The following is a 23,074-nucleotide window of genomic DNA, read 5'->3' as shown; positions in this document are numbered from 1 at the left end:
GGGGCATACCCCGCCGTACACTGCGGGCATGCCTGATTTCCAGCTGCGCTCTCCCGAAACAGACGCCGCCACGCCCCGGCCCTGCACGGCGGTGGCCGTCGTCATGCGCCGCGAGCGCATCGACAACCGCTGGCAACCGTGGCGCTGGTCGCTGGCCGACGTCGTGCCGCATGAGGACGGCTTCGGCCCCGCCCCGCGGCTGCTGTTGAAAGACGAACGCGAAGAGCGCTGGCTGCACCCGGGCTTTCTGGTCGAACTGTTCACCGACGACGCCGAAGGTTATTACCTCAACGCCAGCACTGAGCAGCCCTGCTTCTGGGTGGTGTGGCGCATGGAAGAGGAAGCGCGGCTGGCCGAAGAGCCCGTGGCCATTCCCCAGATCGTCACCTTGAGCTACCACGATGCCGGCCGCTGGCTGGACGCGCAGGAAACCGTGGAGCAGGTGCCCGCGCCGCCCGAGGTCGTGCAGTGGCTGCAGGCATTCGTCGACAAACATCACGTGCTGGAGCCCAAGCGCCGGCAACGGCCGCAAAGCTTCAAGCCGCTGAGCGACCGCTTCGGCAACCCGGCCAGCGTGAGCACCGGCAAAAAATCCGGCGGAGGCGGCCATGGCTGAGGAAGCCGGCTTCCTGGGTCGCTGGGCACGCCGCAAGGAAGAGGTGCGCCAGGGCAAGGCTTTGGAGGAACCGGCCGTTGCCGTTCCAGTCACCCCGGTCGACCCCGCTACACCCCCAACTGTGGCGCAGACCACAAGCCCGGCGCCTGACCCTGCCGCTACGCCCGATGCAGCGCCTCCCAAAGTGCTGACACTCGACGACGCCCGGCTGCTGACCAAAGACTCCGATTTCAAGCCCTTCATGGCCGGCGGCGTAAGCCCCGAGGTGCGCAACGCGGCCATGAAAAAACTCTTCGCCGATCCGCACTTCAACGTGATGGACGGCCTGGATACCTACATCGACGACTACAGCAAGTCGGAGCCGATTCCAGAGTCCATGTTGCGGCAGATGGCCAGCGCGAAGTTTTTGGAACTGTTTGGCGACGAGGATGAGGACAAGAAAGATGGCGCGCAGGACGACGCGGCCCCGCCGCGGGAAAGCGCCAATAACCCCACGGATGAAACCGTGGCACAGTCCTCCTATGAAACGCCGGACATAGGCCCGCAGGGGCCGTCCGGTCCGCCAGAGACCAGCCAACCCGTGCCTCCCGTGGCCGGTAGCCAACAAGACCATGCCCACACTGATTTGCGACTGCAACCAGACCATGCCGCTCCAGCCCCAGGCGCTGGGCGCGGCGCTCAATGAGAGCCTGACGCTGCATTCAGCGCTGTGCCGGCGCGAGGCGGGGGCCTTCCAGAAGGCCGTGCAATCGGGCGACGACGTGGTGGTTGCCTGCACCCAGGAAAAGCGCCTGTTCGCCGAGGTCGGCGCGCAGACCCAAGGTGCCACGTCGGTCGTGAAGTTCGTCAACATCCGCGAGACCGGCGGCTGGAGCAAGGACGCCTCCGCCGCCATGCCGAAAATTGCGGCACTGCTGGCCGCGGCCCAACTGCCCGATGCCGAGCCTGTGGCCACGGTTACCTATAAGAGTGCCGGCCGCCTGCTGATCGTCGGCGCGCTGGACCAGGCCGAGCAAGTAGCGGCGCTGCTGGCCGACACGCTGGAGGTGACGATCTTCGCGCAGGGCGTTTCCGTCGCGGCGCAAGCTGGCCTTCCCGCGCAGGAGCGCAAATACCCGGTGGTCAGCGGCGAGCGGCTCGCGCTCAGCGGCTGGCTGGGCGCTTTCAAGGCCAGCTGGGACAAGACCAATCCCATAGACCTGGACCTGTGCACGCGCTGCAATGCCTGCGTGGCCGTATGCCCCGAAGGCGCGATCGACCTGAGCTACCAGGTGGACGCCGGCAAGTGCACATCCCACCGTGACTGCGTGGCCGTCTGCAAAGTGGCCGGAGCGATTGACTTCAACCGCGAGCCGCAAACACTCACCGAGGCGTTTGACCTGGTGCTCGACCTGGGCGCCACGCCGCTGATCACCTTGCATGCGCCGCCGCAAGGCTACTTCGCGCTGGACGCCTCCGCCGGCCTGGCCTCGCCCGGCCTGCTGGCCACGGTGGTCAAGCTGCGCGACATGGTGGGTGAATTCGAGAAGCCCAAGTTTTTTGCCTACAAACAAAAGCTCTGCGCCCACAGCCGCAACGAGACCGTGGGCTGCAATGCCTGCATAGACATCTGTTCAGCGGGCGCCGTCAGCAGTGAGAAAAAGCGCCAGCAAATCGTCGTCAACCCCAACCTCTGCGTCGGCTGCGGCGCCTGCACCACCGTGTGCCCGACGGGTGCGCTCACTTACGCTTATCCGCGCGCGAGCGAACAGGGCGTGCGCTTCAAGACCTTGCTGTCGGCCTACGCCAAGGCGGGCGGCACGCAGCCCGTGATGCTGTTCCACAGCCAGGATGGCGGCCAGCAGGCCGTCGAGGCCCTGGGCCGCGCCGCGCGCCTGCAAAAAACCGTGCGCGGCGTGCCCGCCAACGTGATCCCGCAGGCGCTGTGGCACACGGCCAGCCTGGGCCTGGACCTCTGGCTCAGCGCCATCGCTTTCGGCGCCGCGCAGGTCGCCGTGCTGGTGACCTGTGAAGAAGCACCTGCTTATCTCGAAGGCCTGACGCAGCAGATGGGCGTGGCGCAAGCCCTCATGAACGGCCTGGGTTATGCGGGCGTTCACTTCCAGCTGCTGCGCACGCAAACCGGTGATCTCGCTGGCCTGGACGCCGGCCTGCAGGCCCTGGCCCGCAACCGCCCCGCCGTGCCCGCGAGCCCCGCGCGTTTTGCCGTCGCGCAGGAAAAACGCAGCACGCTGGACATGGCGCTGGACCACTTGATGGCGCAAGCGCCCGCGGCCCTGCCTGAAGCGATTGCGCTGCCGGCCCAGGGCTCGCCCTTCGGCAGCCTGGTGGTCAATGCCGACAGCTGTACGCTGTGCCTGAGCTGCGTCAGCGCCTGCCCGGCCAGCGCGCTGCAGGACAACCCGGAGCGCCCGCAACTCAAGTTCATCGAGAAAAACTGTGTGCAGTGCGGCCTGTGCGCCACCACCTGCCCCGAGGACGCGATCACCTTGCAGCCGCGCCTGCTGCTGACGCCGCAGCGCAAGGAGGCGAGGGTGCTCAATGAAAGCGCGCCCTACCATTGCATACGCTGCGCCAAGCCCTTCGGCACGCTCAAGGGCATCGAGTCCATGCTCGGCAAGCTGGCCGGCCATGCGATGTTCCAGGGCGCCGCGGCCGACCGCCTCAAGATGTGCGGCGACTGCCGCGTCATCGACCTGTATTCCGCCGACAACGAAGTCAGGATCACCGACATCCGCTGAGCACCCGACCACAAAAACAAGACGCCGCCATGACACCCGCCTCTCTCACCGCCTCCGCCCTGGATGAAGAAACCGCGCGCGCCGAGGTCTACGGCCTGCTGGCCGCGCTGTACTATGCCGCGCCAACGGCTGAACTGTATGAAAACCTGCGCGTCGCCGTGACGGCCGCGCCCGCCGAGGGCGCGCTGCTGGAAAGCCCCTGGGGCGAGCTGGTGGCTGCGGCGCGCGCGCAAGACCTGGAGGCCGTCGCCCGCGAGCACGATGCGCTGTTCGGCGGCGTGGGCAAGCCCGAGGTATACCTCTTTGGTTCTCATTACCTCAGCGGCTTCCTCAACGAAAAACCGTTGGCCGCCTTGCGCACCGAACTCGCGGCGCTGGGCCTGGCGCGCGACGAGGCCATGCCCGAAACCGAAGACCACGTGGCCTACCTCTGCGAAGTCATGCGCTACCTGATCGCCGGCGACGACGTGGCCGTGGCCAACCTCACGCGGCAGCGCGAGTTTTTCGCGCGCCACCTGCAGCCTTGGCTGCCCTTGATGTGCGAGGCCGTCGCGCAACACCCCAAGGCGCGTTTTTACGCGGCGCTGGCGGCTTTCACGCAGGCCTTCATGAGTGTCGAGGCCCAGGGTTTCGACATGCTGGGCTGAGGGTCGGGCGAAGTTTTCTCAAATTGAGACCGCCCGCGGCAGGCCGAGCCACGCGGGCTTGCAGGGATCATAAGAGGGCCTATCGTTTTCCCTAGCCCCCCGGATTGAGTCGGGCAATCCATTGTGAAGCAGGTCCCTCTGACGTACAGTACTATGCAAACGGTTGCATACCGAGCAAGCCTTCCCCTTGGAGAACACCATGCAGGACAGCCAGCCAAAACCCTCGCGACGGGGATTCTTTTTCGGCGCCGCCGCCACGGGTGCGGCCGCAGCGGCCGTCGTGGCCCTGCCCGGCGTGCCTGCCCTCCAGGCCGAACTCCCCGCGCCCAAGCCGGCCCCTGAAAAAGGCGGCGGCTATAGCCTCTCGGAACACGTCCAGCGCTACTACAAGACCACCCGCGTCTAGCCGCTCGTTCGCCCGCTTCGCGCCCCGCCCCCCGGTTTCACTTTTCCACGGAGAGCTTCATGCTGCTCACGAAAAAATCCTCCGAAGTCCATCCCGCGCACCGCGCCGGTTCCGCGCGTTTTGTGCAGAGCCTGTCGCGGGGCCTGTCGAATGCCTTGCCCACCATGGACCGCCGCGCCTTCCTGCGCCGCTCCGGCCTGGGCGTCGGCGTGGGCCTGGCCGCGACGCAGCTGACGCTGGTCAAAAAAGCCGAGGCCGCCGCGCCCGGCGCCGCGGCCGACGGGACCGGCAAGATCGAAGTCAAGCGCACGGTGTGCAGCCACTGCTCGGTCGGCTGCGCGGTCGACGCCGTGGTGGAAAACGGCATCTGGGTGCGCCAGGAGCCGGTGTTCGATTCGCCCATCAACCTCGGCGCGCATTGCGCCAAGGGTGCCGCGCTGCGTGAGCACGGCCACGGCGAGTACCGCCTGCGCTACCCGATGAAGCTGGTCAACGGCAAGTACGAGCGCATCAGCTGGGACACGGCCCTCAATGAAATCAGTGCCAAGCTGCTCGAGTTGCGCAAGGACAGCGGTCCCGATTCGGTGTACTGGGTGGGCTCCTCAAAGCACAGCAACGAGCAGTCCTACCTGCTGCGCAAGTTCGTGAGCTTCTGGGGCAGCAACAACTGCGACCACCAGGCCCGCATCTGCCACTCGACCACGGTGGCCGGCGTTGCCAATACCTGGGGCTACGGCGCCATGACCAATTCCTACAACGACATGCAGAACAGCAAGTGCGCGTTGTACATAGGCTCCAATGCCGCCGAAGCCCACCCGGTCAGCATGTTGCACATGCTGCATTCCAAGGAAACCGGCTGCAAGCTGATCGTGGTGGACCCGCGCTTCACGCGCACGGCGGCCAAGGCCGACGAGTATGTGCGCATACGCTCGGGCTCCGACATTCCCTTCCTCTTCGGCGTGCTGTACCACATCTTCAAGAACGGCTGGGAAGACAAGAAATACATCAACGACCGTGTCTACGGCATGGACAAGGTCAAGGCCGACGTGATGGCCAAGTGGACGCCCGACAAGGTGCTCGAAGCCTGCGGCGTGGACGAAGCCACCACGCTCAAGGTGGCCACCATGATGAGCCAGAACCGTCCCAGCACGATTGTCTGGTGCATGGGCCAGACGCAGCACACCACGGGCAACGCCATCGTGCGTGCCTCCTGCATCCTGCAACTGGCGCTGGGCAATATCGGCAAGTCCGGCGGCGGCGCGAATATTTTCCGCGGCCACGACAACGTGCAGGGCGCGACCGACGTCGGCCCCAATCCCGATTCGCTGCCCGGCTACTACGGCCTGGCCGAAGGTTCGTGGAAACATTTCGCCAAGACCTGGGGCGTCGACTTCGACTGGATCAAGGGCCGCTACGCCTCCGCCGCGATGATGGGCAAGCCCGGCATCACGGTCTCGCGCTGGATTGACGGTGTGCTCGAGAAAAACGAGCTGATAGACCAGGATTCCAACCTGCGCGGCGTGTTCTTCTGGGGCCATGCGCCCAACTCGCAGACGCGCGGCCTGGAAATGAAGCGCGCCATGGACAAGCTGGACCTGCTGGTCGTGGTGGACCCTTACCCTTCTGCCACCGCCGCCATGGCCGCCATGCCCGGCAAGGCCGAAGACCAGAACCCCAAACGCGCGGTCTATCTGCTGCCGGCCGCGACCCAGTTTGAAACCAGCGGCTCGGTGACCGCCTCCAACCGCTCGCTGCAATGGCGCGAAAAAGTCATAGAGCCGTTGTGGGAAAGCCGCAGCGACCACATGATCATGCACCAGTTCGCCGAAAAGCTCGGCTTCGCCAAGGAGCTGTCGAAGAACTACAAGATGCAGAAGGTCAAGGGCATGGACGAGCCCGTGCCGGACGACATCCTGCGTGAGATCAACAAGTGCGTCTGGACCATTGGCTACACCGGGCAGAGCCCCGAGCGCCTGCAGGCGCACATGCGCAATATGCACCTGTTCGACGTCAAGACACTCAAGTCCAAAGGCGGCAAGGACAAGGTCACCGGCTACGACACCACGGGCGACTACTTCGGCCTGCCGTGGCCTTGCTGGGGCAACCCGGAGCTCAAGCATCCAGGCTCGCCCAATCTTTATGACACCTCCAAACACGTCATGGACGGCGGCGGCAACTTCCGCGCCAATTTCGGCGTTGAAAAGGATGGCGTCAACCTGCTGGCCGAAGACGGCTCGTATTCCCAGGGCGCCGAGATCACCACCGGCTACCCCGAATTCGACCACCTGCTGCTCAAAAAACTCGGCTGGTGGGACGACCTGACCGATGCTGAAAAAACCGCGGCTGAGGGCAAGAACTGGAAGACCGATGCTTCCGGCGGCATCATCCGCGTCACCATGAAGCTCCACGGCTGCCATCCCTTCGGCAACGCCAAGGCGCGCGCGGTGGTCTGGAACTTTCCCGACGCGATTCCGCAGCACCGCGAGCCGCTGTACGGCAACCGTGCCGACCTGCAGGCCAAGTACCCGACGCATGACGACAAGAAAGCCTTCTGGCGCATGCCCACGCTGTACAAGACCATCCAGCAGAAAAACATCGCCGACAAGGTGCATGAGAAATTCCCGCTGGTCCTGACCTCGGGCCGCCTGGTCGAATACGAAGGCGGCGGGGAAGAAACCCGGTCCAACCCCTGGCTGGCCGAGTTGCAGCAGGAGGCCTTTGTGGAGATCAATCCCAAGACCGCTTCCGATCGCGGCATACGCAACGGCGAGCGCGTCTGGCTGGCCAGCCCGACGGGTGCGCGCCTCAACGTGCAGGCCATGGTGACCGAGCGCGTCGGCCCTGACACGGTATGGATGCCCTTCCACTTCTCGGGCCGCTGGCAGGGTGCCGACATGCTGGCCTACTACCCCAACGGCGCGGCACCGGTGGTGCGCGGCGAGGCCGTGAACACCGCGACAACCTATGGTTATGACAGCGTCACGATGATGCAGGAAACCAAAACAACCGTCTGCAATATCGAACGTGCGGCATAAGAGGAGCAAGACATGGCAAGAATGAAATTTGTCTGTGACGCCGAGCGCTGCATCGAATGCAACGGCTGCGTCACCGCCTGCAAGAACGAGAACGAAGTCCCCTGGGGCGTTAACCGGCGCCGCGTGGTGACACTCAATGACGGCGTTCCCGGCGAGAAATCCATTTCGGTGGCCTGCATGCACTGCAGCGACGCGCCATGTATGGCCGTCTGCCCCGTCAACTGCTTTTACCGCACCGACGAGGGCGTGGTGCTGCATGACAAAGACATCTGCATAGGCTGCGGCTACTGCTCCTATGCCTGCCCCTTCGGCGCGCCGCAGTTCCCGGCGGCCGGCACTTTCGGCGTGCGCGGCAAGATGGACAAGTGCACCTTCTGCGCCGGCGGCCCCGAGGTCAACGGCAGCCAGGCCGAGTTTGAGAAATACGGCCGCAACCGCCTGGCCGAAGGCAAGCTGCCGGCCTGCGCCGAGATGTGTTCCACCAAAGCCCTGCTGGCCGGCGACGGCGACGTGGTCGCCGATATCTTCCGCAACCGCGTGGTGCAGCGCGGCAAGGGCGCCGAAGTCTGGGGCTGGGGGACAGCCTACGGATCGAAACAAGCGGGCCAGCCGCCCGCGGGAGCCAAATCATGAAGCGCCTCGCGATGCTGGTTTGCCTGGCGGCCGCGCTGACCGGCTGCGGCGAAAAACCGCAGACCCTGGGCGCCGCGCGAAACGACGGCGCGGCTTTCCAGGGCACCGACAACGCCTTCGCGGCGCCCGGCTGGACCAAGGGCGACAAGACCAGCTGGGAGCAGGGCCTCAAGGCCCGCGCGCAGAACAGCCAGAACGAATACACCAGGACGGGTACGTCGAAATAGCGACCGGAGGCCTTATGTTGTTTGCCCGACCCGTTCTTTTTCTGCTGGCAGCCGGCCTTGTCGGGCTGGCGGCCGCGCAGTCCCCTGCGCCGGCAGCCGCGCCCCAGTCCCCTGGTGTCGCCGCGCCCGCACCGGCCGCAGCGGGCGGCATCCAGGGCCAGAATATTTTTGAGGTCAAGCCCGACGCCAGCGCCGACCCCAACTACGCGAAGCAATCCAACGGCGAACGCGCCAAGGTGCAGCCCGGCAACAACGCGCCCCTATGGCGCCAGGTGGGCGAGGGCGTCACCGGCTACAGCAGCCTGCCCAAAAGCGAGGCGCCCGAAGCCGGCAACCTGATCCAGCCCTTTGTGCAATACCCCGGCTCGCGCCTGACCAACGCCGGCGAGGCCTGGCGCCAGGTGCGCAACCACTGGATCATTCCCTACGGCGGTTCGCTGTTCCTGATCGTGCTGCTGGCGATCGCGATTTTTTACTTCAGCAAGGGCTCGATCAAAACCCATGGCGCCGACACCGGCCGCAAGATAGAGCGCTTCACGCCTTTCGAGCGCGCGGCGCACTGGTCCAACGCGATCGCGTTCTCCATCCTGGCCATTTCCGGCCTGGTGATGGCCTTCGGCAAGTTCTTCCTGTTGCCTGTCATAGGCGGCGCGCTCTTCGGCTGGCTGACCTGGACGCTCAAAACCATGCACAACTTCGCCGGCCCGCTGTTCGCGGTGTCGCTGGTGATCGTGTTTTTCACTTTCCTGCGCGACAACTGGCCGCAGAAAGGCGACCTTCGCTGGCTGGCCAAGGGCGGCGGGCTGATCAAGGGCGACGAGCCGCCTTCGAACCGTTTCAACGCGGGCGAAAAACTCATCTTCTGGGGCGGCGTGTTCTTCCTCGGCATCGTGGTCGTGTCCTCGGGCTTTGTGCTCGACAAGCTGCTGCCCGGCCTGGTCTATGAGCGCGCCACCATGCAGGTCGCGCACATGGTGCATGCCGTGGCCACGGTGCTCATGATGTGCATGTTCCTCGGCCACATCTACCTGGGCACCATCGGCATGCAGGGCGCCTATAAGGCCATGCGAACCGGTTATGTCGACGAGACCTGGGCCAGGGAGCACCACGAATACTGGTATGACGAGGTCAAGGCCGGCAACATCCCGGCCCAGCGCAGCACGCCGCCGGTGGATCCGCCGGGCCAGATCGCACAGGCATAGAAAGGACTCCACGATGAAAAAACTCCTGATCCTGGCCACGCTGGCCGCCGCGTCGGCCACGGTGCTGGCCAAGCTGCCGCCGCTGAGCGACGAGGCCAAGGCCAAGGCCGCCGAAGCTGCCGCCAAAACCGCGTGGACCGGCAAGGTCGATGCCTACCAGCTGTGCAAGTCGCAGGACAAGGTGGCCGCCGCCTATTACAAGTCCGCCAAGGCCGCCGGCAAGGAAACCAAGCCGCCGGCGCCTGCGCCCGCCTGCGCTGACCCGGGCCCCTTTGCCTATACGCCGCCGCAAGCCAAACCGCTGGAAGCCGCGGGCGCGCATTCGCCGGCCGGCACGGCCGCCAGCCCGCCCAGCACCAAGCAGCCTGATGCGGTAGGCAACCCCGCCAAGAAATCCTGACCCTTTTCACTCCCGAAGAGCCGACTCCGCAAGGGGCCGGCTTTTTTGTTGTAGTCTTGCCGCATGCCCGTTTCGACACCTCTCCTGCCGCGCCTGACCCATGCCCAGGCGCCCCTGACCTGCGAGGTGGAGGCCGTCAACGAATACGGCGAAACGCAGCGCATCTCCATCCCGGCCGAGCGCGCGCTCACGGTGTACGTCGACAAGCGAGAGCTCGTGACGCTGATGACGCTGGGCGCGCACCCCGAGCTGCTGGTGCTGGGCTACCTGCGCAACCAGCGGCTGGTCAAGGATGCGGCCGACATCGACTCCATCACCGTGGACTGGGACGTCGGCGCTGCCGCCGTCAAGACGCGCCATGGCATCGAAGACATTGAAGAAAAAACCGCGCGCCGCGTGGTTACCACGGGCTGCGGCCAGGGCAGCGTGTTCGGCGGCCTGATGGACGAGGTGGAGGGCATCGTGCTGCCCCGCGATGCACGCATCAGCCAGGGCCAGCTTTATGCCCTGGTCAACACCATCAGGCTCAAGGAAACGACGTACAAATCCGCCGGCTCGGTGCATGCCTGCGCGCTGTTCGCGATGACGGCCGGTGATCCCGAGATGCTGCTGTTCGTGGAAGACGTTGGCCGCCACAATGCAATAGATACCATAGCGGGCTGGATGGCCATGCAGAATGTGGCCCCCACGCTTGTCGCTTCGCGTACTGCGCTGCCCCCCGAGGGGGCGCTGCGCCTGCGGCCCGGCAAAGCCGGTTCCGCGGCCCCTGCTGGGGAAGAGGGGAGCTGGGAAGGCCTGGTGTTTTATACGACCGGCCGCCTCACCAGCGAAATGGTCATCAAATCCGCGCAGATGGGCGTACCCATCGTGGTCTCTCGCAGCGGCATCACGCAGATGGGCCACCAGGTCGCGCAGGCCGTGGGCCTGTGTGCCATAGGCCGCGCCACCAACAAGCGCTTCGTCTGCTACGCCAACCCGCAGCGGCTCACGCTGCAGCCCGAACTCGCCGGCGCCAGGCCGGCCCCTTTTTCCACCGCGCCGACATGACCGCTACCGATACCGACGTCCAGCCCACGCTTCCCGGAATTCCCGAAGCGTTGCCTATGCGCGGCAAGCCGGGCGCCGGCCTCTCGCTGCTGCGCTGGGTGGGCGAGGGCCTGCGTGCGGGAGTGTTCCTGAAACCTCGCGTGGCGGGGAGCGCGCCCACGCCGCTGCAGGTGCTGCTGCTGACGGTGCTGGTGCTTGGCCTTGAACTGGCGTTAGCCCGCCTGGAAGTGGCCGGCCCCGCGCGCCTGGACCTGCAGGCCTGGCTGTCGGGTTGGTGGACCGCGGGCGTGTTCCTGGGCCTGGCCTGGTGGGCCCTTCCCACGCTGGACACCGCACGAGCGGGCAGCCCGGATGAATCCGCCGGCGAAGGCTTGAGCGGGATCGCCGCCTGCTTCGTTTTGTGGCTGCTCTCCTCGCTTCCGGCGACGGTGCTGTACCAGGGGGTCATCGCTGCTTTCGCCCAGGGTTGGGTCAAGAGTTCGGTGTTCTCGTCGCCCTGGGTTTACTGGGGCTTTTACGGCCTGTTCGTCACCTGGGGCGTAGGAACGGCCGTCGTGCTGGTCTGGCGCTTTGCCGGGCCGGGCTGGCGCACGGCGATGTTCGCGCTGGTGCTGGTAGTCTCCAGCGGCCTCATGGCCTGGCAATTCGAGGTCCGCACCTGGCAGCAAGACTACGCCGCGCGCGGCGACGCCGACGACGGGCCCCGGCTGCAACTGAGCCAGCAGACCTTCGAGGTGCAGCAGGCGCTCTGGGAAAAGACCATGGCCGCCATCGCGCATGAGCGCCCCGGCGTCACCGACGTGTACGCCCTGGTGTTCGCCCCCTATGCCTCGGAAGACGTGTTCCTGCGCGAAAGCACCCTGGTCAGCCGCGTGCTGGCCGAGCGTTTTGACGCCGAAGGCCGCGTGGTGCACCTGGTCAACCACGCCACCACCACGCAAACCCACCCCTGGGCCACCGCGCTGAACCTGGAGCGCGCCATCGACGCGATTGCCCAGCGCATGGACCGCGAGAAGGATGTACTGGTGGTCTATATGACCTCGCACGGCGCCGGCGACTTCAAGCTGGCCGCCTCCCACTGGCCGCTGGAAGTGCCGCCCGTAAGCCCGGCCGAGCTGCGCGAGGCGCTCGACAGGTCGGGCGTGCGCAACCGCGTGATCGCGATTTCGGCCTGCTATTCCGGCGGCTGGGTCGATGCGCTGGCCGGCGACACCACCCTGGTCATGACGGCGGCCGACGCCACCCACACCTCCTACGGCTGCGGCCGACGCTCCGAGCTCACCTTCTTCGGCCGCGCCCTGTTCGACGAGCAGCTGCGCAAGACGCATTCCTTCGAGCAGGCCTTTGCCCGCGCCGTGCCGCTGATCAAGCAGCGCGAGATCGACGCCGGCAAGGAAGATGGCTTTTCCAACCCGCAGATCCGGGTCGGTGCCGGCATCGCGCCGGTGCTGCGCGCGCTGGAAAAACGCCTGGACGCGCTGCCGTCGGCCGCCGCTGCCGCGCCTGGGGCCGCCGGCCGTCCATAACCCGGTTCGAAACCCGGCCATCGCCCAGGGCTGCGCACTTTGCGTTATGGTCGGCGCATGAACACCCTTTTCCTCAAGCTCGGCTGGAAAACCATGCTGCGCGACCTGCGCGCGGGTGAGCTGCGCCTGCTCATCGTGGCTGTCACCCTGGCCGTCGCGGCGCTGACGGCCGTCGGCTTTTTTGCCGACCGCCTCAAGGGCGGTTTGCAGCGCGATGCACGCCAGCTGCTGGGCGGCGACGCCGTGGTCCGCAGCGACGGCCAGACGCCTGCCGCTTTTATCGCGAAGGCGCAGGCGCTGGGCCTCAAGGGCATTTCCACCGTCACCTTTCCCACCATGGGACGCGCTACCGAAGCCGACGGCGGCGCCAGCAAGCTGGTGGCCTTCAAGGCCGTGCCCGAAGGCTATCCCCTGCGCGGCAGCATGAAGGTGGCCGGCAGCCCCGAAGAGCCCGGCGCCGACACAAGCGAGGTGCCCGCCCCCGGCACGGCCTGGGCCGATGCCTCGCTGCTCGACGCGCTGGGCCTCAAGCTCGGCCAGACGCTGCTCATGGGCGACGCCGGCTTCAAGCTCACGCGCATCATCGTGCAGGAACCGGATCGAGGCGCGGGCTTTATCAGCTTTTCGCCGCGCGTCATGGTCAATGAGGCCGACGTCAAAGCCACCAACCTGATCCAGCCCGCCAGCCGTACCAACTACCGTTTTGCCGTCGCCGGCGACGACAAGGCGGTGAAGGCCTACGTCAAATGGGCCGACGCGGAAATCAAGAAACCGTTTGAACAGTCGGGGGTGCGCGGCGTGCGCCTGGAGTCGCTCGAATCGGGCAGCCCCGAGATGCGGCAAACGCTGGACCGCGCCGAAAAATTCCTCAACCTCGTCGCGCTGCTCGCGGCTCTGCTGAGTGCGGTGGCGGTAGCCATTGTGGCGCGCGGCTTCGCCGCCAAGCACCTGGATGACTGCGCCATGCTGCGCGTGCTGGGCCAGCCGCAGCGCACCATCGCGCTGGCGTATACGTTTGAGTTCGTGCTGGCGGGGCTGTTTGCCAGCGCGCTCGGCGTGGTCCTGGGTTTTGCCGTGCATTACGGTTTTGTGCTGCTGCTGGCCGGCCTGGTCGAAACCGCGCTGCCGGCCGCCACCTTCTGGCCCGTGCTGTTCGGCATGGGCATGGGCCTCACGCTGTTGCTGGCTTTCGGCCTGCCGCCCGTGCTGCAGCTAGCCCAGGTGCCGCCGTTGCGCGTGATCCGCCGCGATGTCGGCAACCTGAAGCCCGCCTCGCTGGCCGTGCTGGGCGTGGGCATGGCCGGTTTCGCGGCCTTGCTGGTGGCCGCCAGCAGCGACCTCAAGCTGGGCCTGATCGCCGTGGGCGGCTTTGCCGGTGCGGTGCTGGTGTTCGCCGTGGCGAGTTTTGCCGCCGTCAAGCTGCTGCGCGCCAGCGTGCATGAGGCGACCGCGCCGCGCTGGCTGGTGCTGGCCACGCGCCAGCTCTCGGCCCGTCCGGTGTACGCCGTGGTGCAGACCAGCGCGCTGGCCGTCGGCCTGCTGGCGCTGATGCTGCTGGTGCTGCTGCGCACCGACCTCATCAGCAGCTGGCGCAAGGCCACGCCGCCCGACGCGCCCAACCGTTTTGTCATCAACGTGCAGCCCGAGCAGGGCGAGGCCTTCCAGCAGGCGCTGCGCGACGGCGGCGTGAAAAAATTCGACTGGTATCCCATGATCCGCGGCCGCCTGGTCGCGGTGAACGGCAAGCCCGTCACGCCCGACGATTTTGAGGACGACCGCGCCAAGCGCCTGGTCGACCGTGAGTTCAACCTCTCCAACAGCGCCGACATGCCTTCGCACAACCAGGCCAGCGGCGGGCGCTGGACGCCCGGCGAAAAAGACGCCGTCAGCGTCGAGGATGGCCTGGCCAAGACCCTGGGCCTCAAGCTCGGCGACACCCTGCGCTTTGACATAGGCGGGCAGACCAGCGAGGCCAAAATCACCAGCCTGCGCAAGGTCGACTGGGGTTCGATGCGCGTCAACTTTTTTGTGATGTACACGGTGGCGAAATTGCCGGCCGACGTTCCCGTGTCCTTCATCAGCGCCTTCCGCGCGCCCGAGCCGGTTGCGGCGACGCCCGGCCAGCCGCGCCCGCAGAGCTTTGACAACACCTTGGTCAAAGCCTTTCCCAACATCACCAACGTCGACATGAGCAGCACGCTGGCCCAGGTGCAGCGCGTGTTGGACCAGGTGATCCGCGCGGTCGAATTTTTGTTCGGCTTCACGCTCGCGGCCGGCCTGGTCGTGCTGTTCGCCGCCATCACCGCCACCCGCGAAGAACGCGCCCGCGAATTCGCCATCATGCGGGCGGTGGGGGCGCGGGCCTCCTTGCTGCGGCAGGTGCAGCGGGCTGAGCTGGCGGGGGTTGGGTTGCTGGCTGGATTTTTAGCTTCCATCGTCGCGCTGGCTGTGGGATGGGGGTTGGCGCGGTTTGTGTTTGAATTTAACTGGACGGGGTCTTGGACTGTGCCTTTGCTGGGGAGCCTGGCTGGGGCAGTGTTGGCGTTGGCTGCTGGGTGGTGGGGTTTACGGTCTGTTTTGAATACGCCTGTGGTGGAGACGTTGCGGAAGGCGCAGTAGAGGGCCGGTTCTTGCTCCGGCTGGGCGCTCGCTGCTGAGAGTGGCTGGCCGGGGTCGCCCGGCGGCGACTCACTTTTCTTTGCTTCGCCAAAGAAAAGTAAGCAAAAGAAAGGCGACCCGCAGTCTGGGTCCCCTACGCTGCGCTTCGGGGCAACCTGCGGTGCTCGACTACGGCGGGGTCTCGCGCAAACTCGCCTTCGGCTCAAACAAGCGCGATCCCTGATCCGCCTACGTCTGCGCTCCTCGGCCCAGCCAGGACGGGGCAATCGGGATCGGGGAAAGAAGACAGAAAACGAAAATACCAAGAAGACAAATACAAACAAGGACTCGCCGTGGCGAGTCCTTGTTTCTTAGGTATTGGTATTCCTTCCCCACCCCTTGTGGATGCGCCGAGGAGCGGAGGTCCAGACGGATCAGGGATCGCGTTGTTTGAGCCGAAGGCGAGTTTAGCGAGACCCCGCCTGGACCGAGCACCGCAGGTTGCCCGTAGCGAAGCGAAGGGACGCAGCAACCAGGGTCGCCTTTTCTTTTGCTTACTTTTCTTTTGGCGAAGCAAAAGAAAAGTGAGTAGCCGCCGGGCTACCCCCGGCCAGCAGACCTCAGCAAAGACCACACCGTCGGAACAAGAAAAGACATCAACATTACCCCTCCAAATCCGCCTTAAAACCCCCTCATTCGATAATCCACGTATGCAGATAGAAGAACGCCCCCCCGGAACCCCCCCATTCGAAACCCCCTACGCCTGGATAGGCGGCGAGGACCGCGTCAAGGCCCTGGTTGAGCGCTTCTATGATTTGATGGACCTGGAACCGGGCTACAAAGCCCTGCGCGCCGCGCACGGCAGCACACTCGACAACGCCCGACAACGCCTGTTCTGGTTTTTATGCGGCTGGCTGGGCGGGCCGCAGTACTACACCGACCGCTTCGGCCACCCGCGCCTGCGCATGCGCCACATGCCGCAATCCACCGGTGGCGGCTCCATCGGGATCGCCGAACGCGACCAGTGGCTGGCTTGCATGGACCAGGCCATGCGCGAGACCGGGGTGGATGAAGGCCTGCGCGCGCGGCTCAATGCGTCTTTTTTCCAGACCGCGGACTGGATGCGCAACCGGGGGGAGTAGGCGCGCGGCCTCTAGCCCTGCGCGAGCAGCACCACGAGCGCCCCGGCACCTCCCTCCGCCGGCCGCGCCTGCACAAAGGCCAGCACTTCCTGCTTCTGGATCAGCCAGCTTTGCACCTTGCCCTTGAGCACCGGCGTCTTGCCGGGCGAGCCCAGGCCCTTGCCGTGCACCACGCGCACGCAGCGCCAGCCCACCTTGTGGGCGTCCTTGATGAAAAGCGCCAGTGCTTCGCGCGCGTCCTCGCGGCGCAGGCCGTGTAAATCGAGCTGGCCCTGGATGCTCCAGCCGCCGCGGCGCAGCTTGCGCACCACGTCGGGCCCCATGCCGGGCCGGCGGAAGCTCAAGGCCTCGTCGGTGTCCAGCAGGGTCTCGACGTCGAACTCGTCGGAGATCGCTTCGCGCATCACCGCGAGCTCGTCGCGCTGCTGTTGCACGGGAATGGGTGCGGCCTGCTGTAGCGGCAGCGAAGCCTTGTGGCCGGGCAGGTGTTTGGCGGGCAGGGCCTTGACGGCGCCGACGGCGCGCGAGAACAGCTCTTTTTCGGCCCTGGCTTTGGCCGCAGCGGCGGCTTTTGCGGCGGCGGCTTCTTTTTCAAGCCGGGCCCGGGTTTCGATCTCCCGCTTGACGGCCTTGAGGTCCTGCAGGCTTTTGAGGGCGGGCGCTTTCATGGCTCAACCTTACAGCAATCCCAGCTCAGCCATGGACACGGCCTGGGTGCTGGTCACCACGAAGTGGTCGAGCACGCGGATGTCCACCAGCGCCAGCGCCGACTTGAGGTTGCGTGTGAGCGCCTCGTCGGCGCGCGAGGGCTGGGCCGAGCCGCTGGGGTGGTTGTGGGCCAGCACCACGCTGGCGGCGTTCAGGGCCAGGGCGCGGATGACGACCTCGCGCGGGTAGACCGAAGTTTGCGTCAGCGTACCGCGGAACAGTTCCTCGAGCGCGATCATCCGGTGCTGGCTGTCCAGGAACAGCATGGCGAACACCTCGTGCGGTCGGTTCCCCAGCTGCAGCTGCAGGTAGTCGCGCACCGCCTGGGGTGTGTCGAACACGGTTTTCTGGCTGAGGCTTTCGGCCAGCGCGCGGCGCGCCAGCTCCAGCACGGCGACCAGTTGTGTCCGCTTGGCCGCGCCGCCCAGGCCCTTGATGCGTTTGAGGCTTTCGGCCGTGGTGTGCAGCAGCCCGGCCACGCCGCCGAAGGTGTCCAGCAGCTCCTGGCCCATCTGCAGCACGTTTTTGCCGGGAATGCCGGTACGCAGCAGCAGGGCCAGCAGTTCGGCATCGCTGAGGGCGCCGGGGCCGCGCGCCAGCAGTTTTTCGCGGGGGCGGGTGTCTTGGGGCAGGTCTTTCAGGATCATGGGTCGATCTCTTCTTATGGGTTGGCGGGAGGGAGCCAAGGGACTCCTCCCGCAAAAAAGGCCAAAAAACCGGGTTTGGCCCGGCCGGGCCGTCCTTTCTACAATAGAGGCAGTTTACAAACACCGGCCCGCCGTTCCGGCCGGCCCCGAAAGCCTCCGCCCTATGCCCACCACCGTGGAACTCTCCGCCCCTCCTTTGGTCCAGCCGGGCTCTTTCCTGACCCTGCACTATCGCATGGCCGGGCCGTCCGTGAACGGGAAACCGGGCGCCGACATCATCAACACCTTCGAAGGCAAGCCCGCCACGCTGAGCCTGGGCACGGGCGAACTGTCTCCGGCCATCGAGCAGCGCCTGCTGGGCCTGCCCGAGGGCACTCGCGCTACCTTCGAATTGCCGGCCGGCGAGGCCTTTGGCGAGCGCAATCCCGAGCTGGTGCAGTGGGTGGCGCGCAAGCTGCTCAATGAGCTGGGCGACCCGGACGAGCAGTACAAGGTCGGCGACGTGGTGCAGTTTCCCACGCCCGACGGCATGGGCCAGTACGCCGGCGCGGTGCAGCAGGTCAAGCCCGGCGGTGACGCGGTGCAGTTCGACTTCAACCACCCGCTGGCCGGCCAGCCGGTCGTGTTTGAAGTGCAAGTGATTGGCGTTTTATGACTGGATCAAAATTGCTTCCCCAGGAAATCCTGCTCGCCGAGCCGCGCGGCTTCTGTGCCGGCGTCGACCGCGCGATCGAGATCGTCGAGCGCGCCCTGACCAAGTTCGGCGCGCCGATTTACGTGCGCCACGAGATCGTGCACAACACCTACGTCGTCAACGACTTGAAGCAAAAGGGCGCGATCTTCATTGAAGAACTCGACGACGTGCCGCCCGGCGCCACGCTGGTGTTCAGCGCCCACGGCGTGAGCCAGGCGATCCAGAAAGAGGCCGAGCGCCGCGGCTTCCAGATCTTCGACGCCACCTGTCCGCTGGTGACCAAGGTGCACGTCGAAGTCGCCAAGCTGCACAAAGAGGGCTACGAATTCATCATGATCGGCCACAAGGGCCACCCCGAAGTCGAAGGCACCATGGGCCAGCTCGACAGCGGCATCCACCTGGTGGAAGACGTGGCCGACGTCTGGCGCATCAGCCCCGGCCAGACGGAGCGCCTGGCGGTGGTCACGCAGACCACGCTGAGCGTGGACGACGCGGCCGAGATCAGCGCCGCCGTGAAGCAGCGCTTTCCGCAGGTGCGCGAGCCCAAGCAGCAGGACATCTGCTATGCCACACAGAACCGGCAGGACGCCGTCAAAGTGCTGAGCCCGCAGGTCGACATCCTGATCGTGGTCGGCAGCCCGACCAGCTCCAACAGCAACCGCCTGCGCGAACTCGCCGCCAAGCTGGGCACCGAGGCCTATATGGTCGACGACGCCAGTGAACTGAAAGAGTCGTGGTTCGAGGGCAAGGGCCGGGTCGGCCTCACGGCCGGCGCCTCGGCGCCCGAGATTCTCGTCAAGCAGGTGATAGACCGCATCAAGGCGCTAGGCGCGGTGTCGGTGCGCAAGATGGACGGCATCGAGGAAACCATCAAGTTCCCGCTGCCCAAGGGCTTGAAGCTCGACGCGCAGGGCCATGTGCTCGAAATCAACGACAGCCAGCTTCACCAACTCACCTGATCCCCTTCCTTCATGACCGATCGCGACAACATCGAGCGCTGCCTGCGCACCTTCAAGGCCGGCTACGGCCATTTCATCCACCAGACCCCGCTGTGGCAATTGCCCGGCAAGGCGCTGGGCGTGGACTGCGCCGAAGTCTGGCTCAAGCTCGAACACCTGCAGACGGGCGGCAGCTTCAAGGCGCGCGGCATGCTGAATCGCCTGCTGTCCAATACCATCCCCGCCAGCGGCGTGATCGTCGCCTCGGGCGGCAATGCCGGCATTGCCACCGCGGCCGCGGCCCGCGAGCTGGGCGTGCGCTGCGAGGTGTTTGTGCCCGAGGTCTCCACCCCCGCCAAACGCGCCAAGCTGGCTGCGCTGGGCGCCGAGGTGGTGGTGACGGGCGCGGCTTATGCCGATGCCCTCAAGGCCTGCCTGGCCCGCCAGCAGGAAACCGGCGCGCTGCTCACGCACGCTTATGACCAGCCCGAAGTGCTGGCCGGCGCCGGCACCCTGGCCGCGGAGATCGAGCAGCAGGGCGGCGTGCCCGACTCGGTGCTGGTCAGCGTGGGCGGCGGCGGCCTGATAGGCGGCGTGGCCGGCTGGTTTGAACAGCGCAGCCGCGTGGTCGCGCTGGAGCCCGAACTCGCGCCTACCCTCTTCAAGGCCCGCGAGGCCGGCGAACCGGTGGACGTGGCCGTCGGCGGCATCGCCGCCGATTCGCTGGGCGCCAAACGCATAGGCAGCCTTTCCTGGGAAGTCACGCAGGCCCATGTGCGCGACGCGCTGCTGCTGACCGACGAATCCATACGCGCGGCCCAGCTCTGGCTCTGGAAAGAGCTCAAGCTGGCCGTCGAGCCCGCCGCGGCCCTGCCGCTGGCCGCGCTGCAAACCGGCCGCTACCGCCCGCGCGCCGACGAAAAAGTCTGCCTCATCATCTGCGGCGCCAACCTGGACCCGGCCAGCCTGAACTGAGCCGAACGGGCCATGGTGGCTACCCTCGCACAAAATACAATGGCCCCATGCTAGACATCAACCTGCTCCGCAAAGACCTGCCCTCGGCCATCGCCCGGCTGGAAACCCGCAAAACCCCGCAAGCCTTCCTCAACGTGGAGGCCTTCCAGGCCCTGGAGGCCGAACGCAAGGCCCTGCAGATCCGCACCGAAGAGCTGCAGAACCAGCGCAACACGCTGTCCAAGCAGATCGGCCAGCTCAAGTCCAAGGGTGAAGACGCCAGCGCCGTCATGGCGCAGGTCAGCGCCTCCAAGGCCGAACTCGAAACCTCGGCCGCCCGGCTGGAGCAGATCCAGGCCGACATGCAGGCCCTGCTGCTGGCCGTGCCCAACCTGCCGCACGAGAGCGTGCCTCAGGGCATCGGCGAGGCCGGCAATGTCGAGGTGCGCAAATGGAGCCCGATCGAAGGCCCCGGCGGCGAACCGGCGGCCTTTGCCTTCGAAGTGAAGGACCACGTCGACGTCGGCCAGCCCCTGGGCCTGGACTTCGAACTCGGCACCAAGCTGACCGGCTCGCGTTTTACCGTCATGAAGGGCCCGCTGGCCCGCCTGCACCGCGCGCTCGCGCAGTTCATGCTCGACGTGCAGACCCAGGAGCACGGCTACACCGAGTGCTACACGCCCTACATCGTCAACGGCGATTCGCTGCGCGGCACCGGCCAGCTGCCCAAGTTTGAAGAAGACCTGTTCGCCGCCAAAAAGGGTGGGCAAGAGGGCGCGGCCGAAGCCGAAAGCACGGCCTTGTACCTGATCCCCACCTCGGAAGTGCCGCTGACCAACTTCGTGCGCGACGAGATCGTCGCCGAAGCCGAACTGCCGCTGCAGTTCACCGCCCACACGCCGTGCTTCCGCTCGGAAGCCGGCAGCTACGGCCGCGACACGCGCGGCATGATCCGCCAGCACCAGTTCGACAAGGTCGAGATGGTGCAGATCACCCACCCCGACAAAAGCTACGAAGCGCTGGAAGCCATGACCGGCCACGCCGAAGTCATCCTGCAAAAGCTGGGCCTGCCTTACCGCGTCATGCTGCTGTGCACCGGCGACATGGGTTTCGGCGCCGCCAAAACCTACGACCTCGAAGTCTGGCTGCCCGCGCAGAACACCTACCGCGAGATCAGCTCGGTCTCGAATTGCGAAGCCTTCCAGGCGCGCCGCCTGCAAGCCCGTTTCAAGAACGCCCAGGGCAAGAACGAATTCGTCCACACCCTCAACGGCTCGGGCCTGGCTGTAGGCCGCACCCTGGTCGCCGTGCTCGAGAACTACCAGCTCGCCGATGGCTCCGTCACCGTGCCGGAGGTGTTGCAGCCTTATATGAACGGAATCAAGGTGCTGGTGCCGGCCGGGAAGTAGGCCTTCCACAGCTGTTAGAATCCTCATTCCACATTGGAGAGGTGGCAGAGTGGCCGAATGTACCTGACTCGAAATCAGGCGTACCGCAAGGTACCGTGGGTTCGAATCCCACCCTCTCCGCCAAAATTGCATCCAGAGAAATCCAGGTTGATCTGAGAAATGCCTTAAAAGCCCCGCTAGCCGGGGCTTTTTCGTTTCAGGTAGTCGGATTGGCCTTTTGACATCCAGGCATAGAGCGGGAGGCTTAGCCCGGTTCTTTTCGACGAGGGCTGACATGACACCAAGCGCAGCGACTGGCACCCAAGGATGCAGCCGGGCCGGGTTATTAGGCGCGATAGGTAAACACAACTGAAGCGGTGCTTGGGCTGCGCTCGTCCATATTGAGGAGGCGGTGACCACACCGTCCACATAGAATTGGGTTGCGGGCTTGCCCCCTTTTTATCGACTGAGTCAAACTCGCTATGGGCAATAAGTCTTTTAATAATAAGCACTTGGCTGGGTTTTCAGCGGCCAGGTTATACGGCAGGTGCGATGTTATGCCGCGGACCTTGCGGTATACATTCCTTTAGCCATCAGTCAACGACATGCCCACACAACTTGCACTTCGCATAGCTTCAGGCCCGTCAAATTCGGTGATCGTTGCAGCATTGCGCAAGATCGCTGACATTGGAATCTCCGCCTTATCCACGGCACTGGCCAAGGGTGAGCCGATTCCTGTTGGCACTCTCTTTGATCGCGGGCATGCCGAAAGGGAAAGGCTGGTGATGTCTCTCCTCGAGGAAATCACTGAAAAGGGCGCAGGCTTCGAGATACTCCTCGACGGGCAGCTGGAATCGCTCGAGTACCTCCGCAACCGATGTCGCGCCTGGCATGAGATAGCCTACGACATTCAAATGGAAACGGACCTAGAACTGGGAGAGCCAAGCGAGGAAGCACTGCGATGGGCGACTGGCAACTTCGAGTAGACGCCATGCGCAACGAAGACGTCGCCTTCATCTCCGGGTTCCTCCGCGCCTTTGCGCTAGCAAATGCCAGCGTGAACTACGGGCCCGACTTCTGGCTGTCGGTCGTTCCGATCAATGGGGATCAGATCGAGAGCGTGACTGCCTATCACCAACACACTAGGCTTCAATACGAAAAGATCTACAAGCAGTTCGATCTAAAGCCGACGATGCGGGTTTTGGAGAGGTGGCAAACCAAACTCCCCTCACTTATCAGGAAGTGGCTCTTCGAAGGGGAGTCGTGCATTCGGTTTGAAGACGATCAAATATCCAAGAAGAACTGCATAGTTGAGCAGTTGGAGAAGAAGATCAGGGAGTCGCTGACTGGCGAAATTCGCATGTGGGAACTCACCATCTTTTTCAGCGAGAACGAAGCAGACGACTGGCTCATAGAAGATTCTGATGGGCTGTACCACTTGCACCTGGGGTGGAGCGATTGATCCCCAAGGCGCCTAACCCTTCAATCGAGAGGATGTCACCCGGCAAGCCGGGCGCCGCCTCTC

General features: G+C 65.3%; 22 protein-coding genes and 1 tRNA gene. 21 read left to right on the top strand and 2 right to left on the bottom strand.

From position 1 onward, the window contains the following. Positions 1-28: 28 nt before the first annotated feature. From AC1D1F_RS04950 to AC1D1F_RS04885, 14 genes are all read left to right on the top strand, one after another. A complete protein-coding gene (locus tag AC1D1F_RS04950; RefSeq protein ID WP_477677843.1) occupies positions 29-616 on the top strand; it encodes a DUF3305 domain-containing protein in 588 nt (195 codons plus the stop codon). After that, entirely contained in the window at positions 609-1,301 is a 693-nt protein-coding gene (locus tag AC1D1F_RS04945; protein WP_477677842.1) for a DUF3306 domain-containing protein, read from the top strand. Before AC1D1F_RS04950 ends, AC1D1F_RS04945 begins: the two co-directional genes overlap by 8 nt. Continuing rightward, the gene (locus tag AC1D1F_RS04940; protein WP_477677841.1) at positions 1,228-3,357 is read left to right on the top strand and encodes a 4Fe-4S binding protein; all 2,130 of its coding nucleotides are present in this window, start codon (positions 1,228-1,230) and stop codon (positions 3,355-3,357) included. The genes AC1D1F_RS04945 and AC1D1F_RS04940 overlap by 74 nt, the downstream gene beginning before the upstream one ends. Before the next feature lie 29 nt (positions 3,358-3,386). Then, positions 3,387-4,004, top strand: coding sequence for a TorD/DmsD family molecular chaperone (locus tag AC1D1F_RS04935; RefSeq protein WP_477677840.1), 618 nt, complete (start codon positions 3,387-3,389; stop codon positions 4,002-4,004). 199 nt (positions 4,005-4,203) lie between these two features. Then, positions 4,204-4,410, top strand: coding sequence for a formate dehydrogenase (locus AC1D1F_RS04930; RefSeq protein WP_477696339.1), 207 nt, complete (start codon positions 4,204-4,206; stop codon positions 4,408-4,410). 59 nt (positions 4,411-4,469) lie between these two features. After that, positions 4,470-7,445 carry a formate dehydrogenase subunit alpha gene (locus AC1D1F_RS04925; protein ID WP_477696338.1) on the top strand — a complete coding sequence of 992 codons (2,976 nt, stop codon included), beginning with the start codon at positions 4,470-4,472 and terminating at the stop codon, positions 7,443-7,445. 12 nt (positions 7,446-7,457) lie between these two features. Continuing rightward, positions 7,458-8,078 carry a formate dehydrogenase FDH3 subunit beta gene (gene fdh3B, locus AC1D1F_RS04920; RefSeq protein ID WP_007873612.1) on the top strand — a complete coding sequence of 207 codons (621 nt, stop codon included), beginning with the start codon at positions 7,458-7,460 and terminating at the stop codon, positions 8,076-8,078. Next, positions 8,075-8,305 (top strand): hypothetical protein, encoded by a 231-nt coding sequence (locus tag AC1D1F_RS04915; protein ID WP_477677509.1) that lies wholly within the window; start codon positions 8,075-8,077, stop codon positions 8,303-8,305. The genes fdh3B and AC1D1F_RS04915 overlap by 4 nt, the downstream gene beginning before the upstream one ends. Before the next feature lie 14 nt (positions 8,306-8,319). After that, positions 8,320-9,507, top strand: a complete 1,188-nt coding sequence (locus AC1D1F_RS04910; protein ID WP_477677510.1) for a formate dehydrogenase subunit gamma — start codon at positions 8,320-8,322, stop codon at positions 9,505-9,507. Between the two features lie 13 nt (positions 9,508-9,520). Further along, entirely contained in the window at positions 9,521-9,907 is a 387-nt protein-coding gene (locus tag AC1D1F_RS04905; protein WP_477677511.1) for a hypothetical protein, read from the top strand. 63 nt (positions 9,908-9,970) lie between these two features. After that, entirely contained in the window at positions 9,971-10,954 is a 984-nt protein-coding gene (locus tag AC1D1F_RS04900; RefSeq protein ID WP_477677512.1) for a formate dehydrogenase accessory sulfurtransferase FdhD, read from the top strand. Further along, the gene (locus tag AC1D1F_RS04895; RefSeq protein ID WP_477677513.1) at positions 10,951-12,480 is read left to right on the top strand and encodes a C13 family peptidase; all 1,530 of its coding nucleotides are present in this window, start codon (positions 10,951-10,953) and stop codon (positions 12,478-12,480) included. The genes AC1D1F_RS04900 and AC1D1F_RS04895 overlap by 4 nt, the downstream gene beginning before the upstream one ends. A 57-nt stretch (positions 12,481-12,537) precedes the next feature. Then, the gene (locus tag AC1D1F_RS04890) at positions 12,538-15,099 is read left to right on the top strand and encodes an ABC transporter permease (RefSeq protein WP_477696337.1); all 2,562 of its coding nucleotides are present in this window, start codon (positions 12,538-12,540) and stop codon (positions 15,097-15,099) included. Between the two features lie 689 nt (positions 15,100-15,788). Beyond that, positions 15,789-16,220 carry a group II truncated hemoglobin gene (locus AC1D1F_RS04885; RefSeq protein WP_477696362.1) on the top strand — a complete coding sequence of 144 codons (432 nt, stop codon included), beginning with the start codon at positions 15,789-15,791 and terminating at the stop codon, positions 16,218-16,220. A gap of 11 nt (positions 16,221-16,231) precedes the next feature. On the opposite strand, the gene AC1D1F_RS04880 is transcribed toward AC1D1F_RS04885, so the two are convergent. Both AC1D1F_RS04880 and radC read right to left on the bottom strand, forming a co-directional pair. Then, positions 16,232-16,888 carry a Smr/MutS family protein gene (locus AC1D1F_RS04880; RefSeq protein ID WP_477679010.1) on the bottom strand — a complete coding sequence of 219 codons (657 nt, stop codon included), beginning with the start codon at positions 16,886-16,888 and terminating at the stop codon, positions 16,232-16,234. Between the two features lie 9 nt (positions 16,889-16,897). Next, positions 16,898-17,575, bottom strand: coding sequence for a RadC family protein (gene radC, locus AC1D1F_RS04875; RefSeq protein ID WP_477679011.1), 678 nt, complete (start codon positions 17,573-17,575; stop codon positions 16,898-16,900). Positions 17,576-17,738: 163 nt separating this feature from the next. Between radC and AC1D1F_RS04870 the strand changes: the two genes are divergently transcribed. The 7 genes from AC1D1F_RS04870 (at position 17,739) to AC1D1F_RS04840 (ending at position 23,011) form a co-directional block, all read left to right on the top strand. Further along, positions 17,739-18,230, top strand: coding sequence for an FKBP-type peptidyl-prolyl cis-trans isomerase (locus AC1D1F_RS04870; RefSeq protein WP_477679012.1), 492 nt, complete (start codon positions 17,739-17,741; stop codon positions 18,228-18,230). After that, positions 18,227-19,228 carry a 4-hydroxy-3-methylbut-2-enyl diphosphate reductase gene (gene ispH, locus AC1D1F_RS04865; RefSeq protein ID WP_477684508.1) on the top strand — a complete coding sequence of 334 codons (1,002 nt, stop codon included), beginning with the start codon at positions 18,227-18,229 and terminating at the stop codon, positions 19,226-19,228. The genes AC1D1F_RS04870 and ispH overlap by 4 nt, the downstream gene beginning before the upstream one ends. Before the next feature lie 12 nt (positions 19,229-19,240). After that, on the top strand, positions 19,241-20,182 hold the full coding sequence (locus AC1D1F_RS04860; RefSeq protein ID WP_477679013.1) for a threonine/serine dehydratase: 942 nt from the start codon (positions 19,241-19,243) through the stop codon (positions 20,180-20,182). Positions 20,183-20,229: 47 nt separating this feature from the next. Next, complete coding sequence (gene serS, locus AC1D1F_RS04855) at positions 20,230-21,570, top strand: serine--tRNA ligase (RefSeq protein WP_477696363.1); 1,341 nt, start codon at positions 20,230-20,232, stop codon at positions 21,568-21,570. A 35-nt stretch (positions 21,571-21,605) separates the two neighbouring features. Next, positions 21,606-21,693, top strand: a tRNA-Ser gene (locus AC1D1F_RS04850). Positions 21,694-22,154: 461 nt separating this feature from the next. Beyond that, complete coding sequence (locus AC1D1F_RS04845; RefSeq protein ID WP_477677962.1) at positions 22,155-22,535, top strand: hypothetical protein; 381 nt, start codon at positions 22,155-22,157, stop codon at positions 22,533-22,535. Positions 22,536-22,540: 5 nt separating this feature from the next. Further along, positions 22,541-23,011, top strand: coding sequence for a hypothetical protein (locus AC1D1F_RS04840; protein ID WP_477677963.1), 471 nt, complete (start codon positions 22,541-22,543; stop codon positions 23,009-23,011). Positions 23,012-23,074: the final 63 nt, after the last annotated feature.

It is taken from the genome of Polaromonas sp. P1_H6, assembly GCF_056405195.1.
This window is presented reverse-complemented; position numbering and strand designations above follow the sequence as displayed.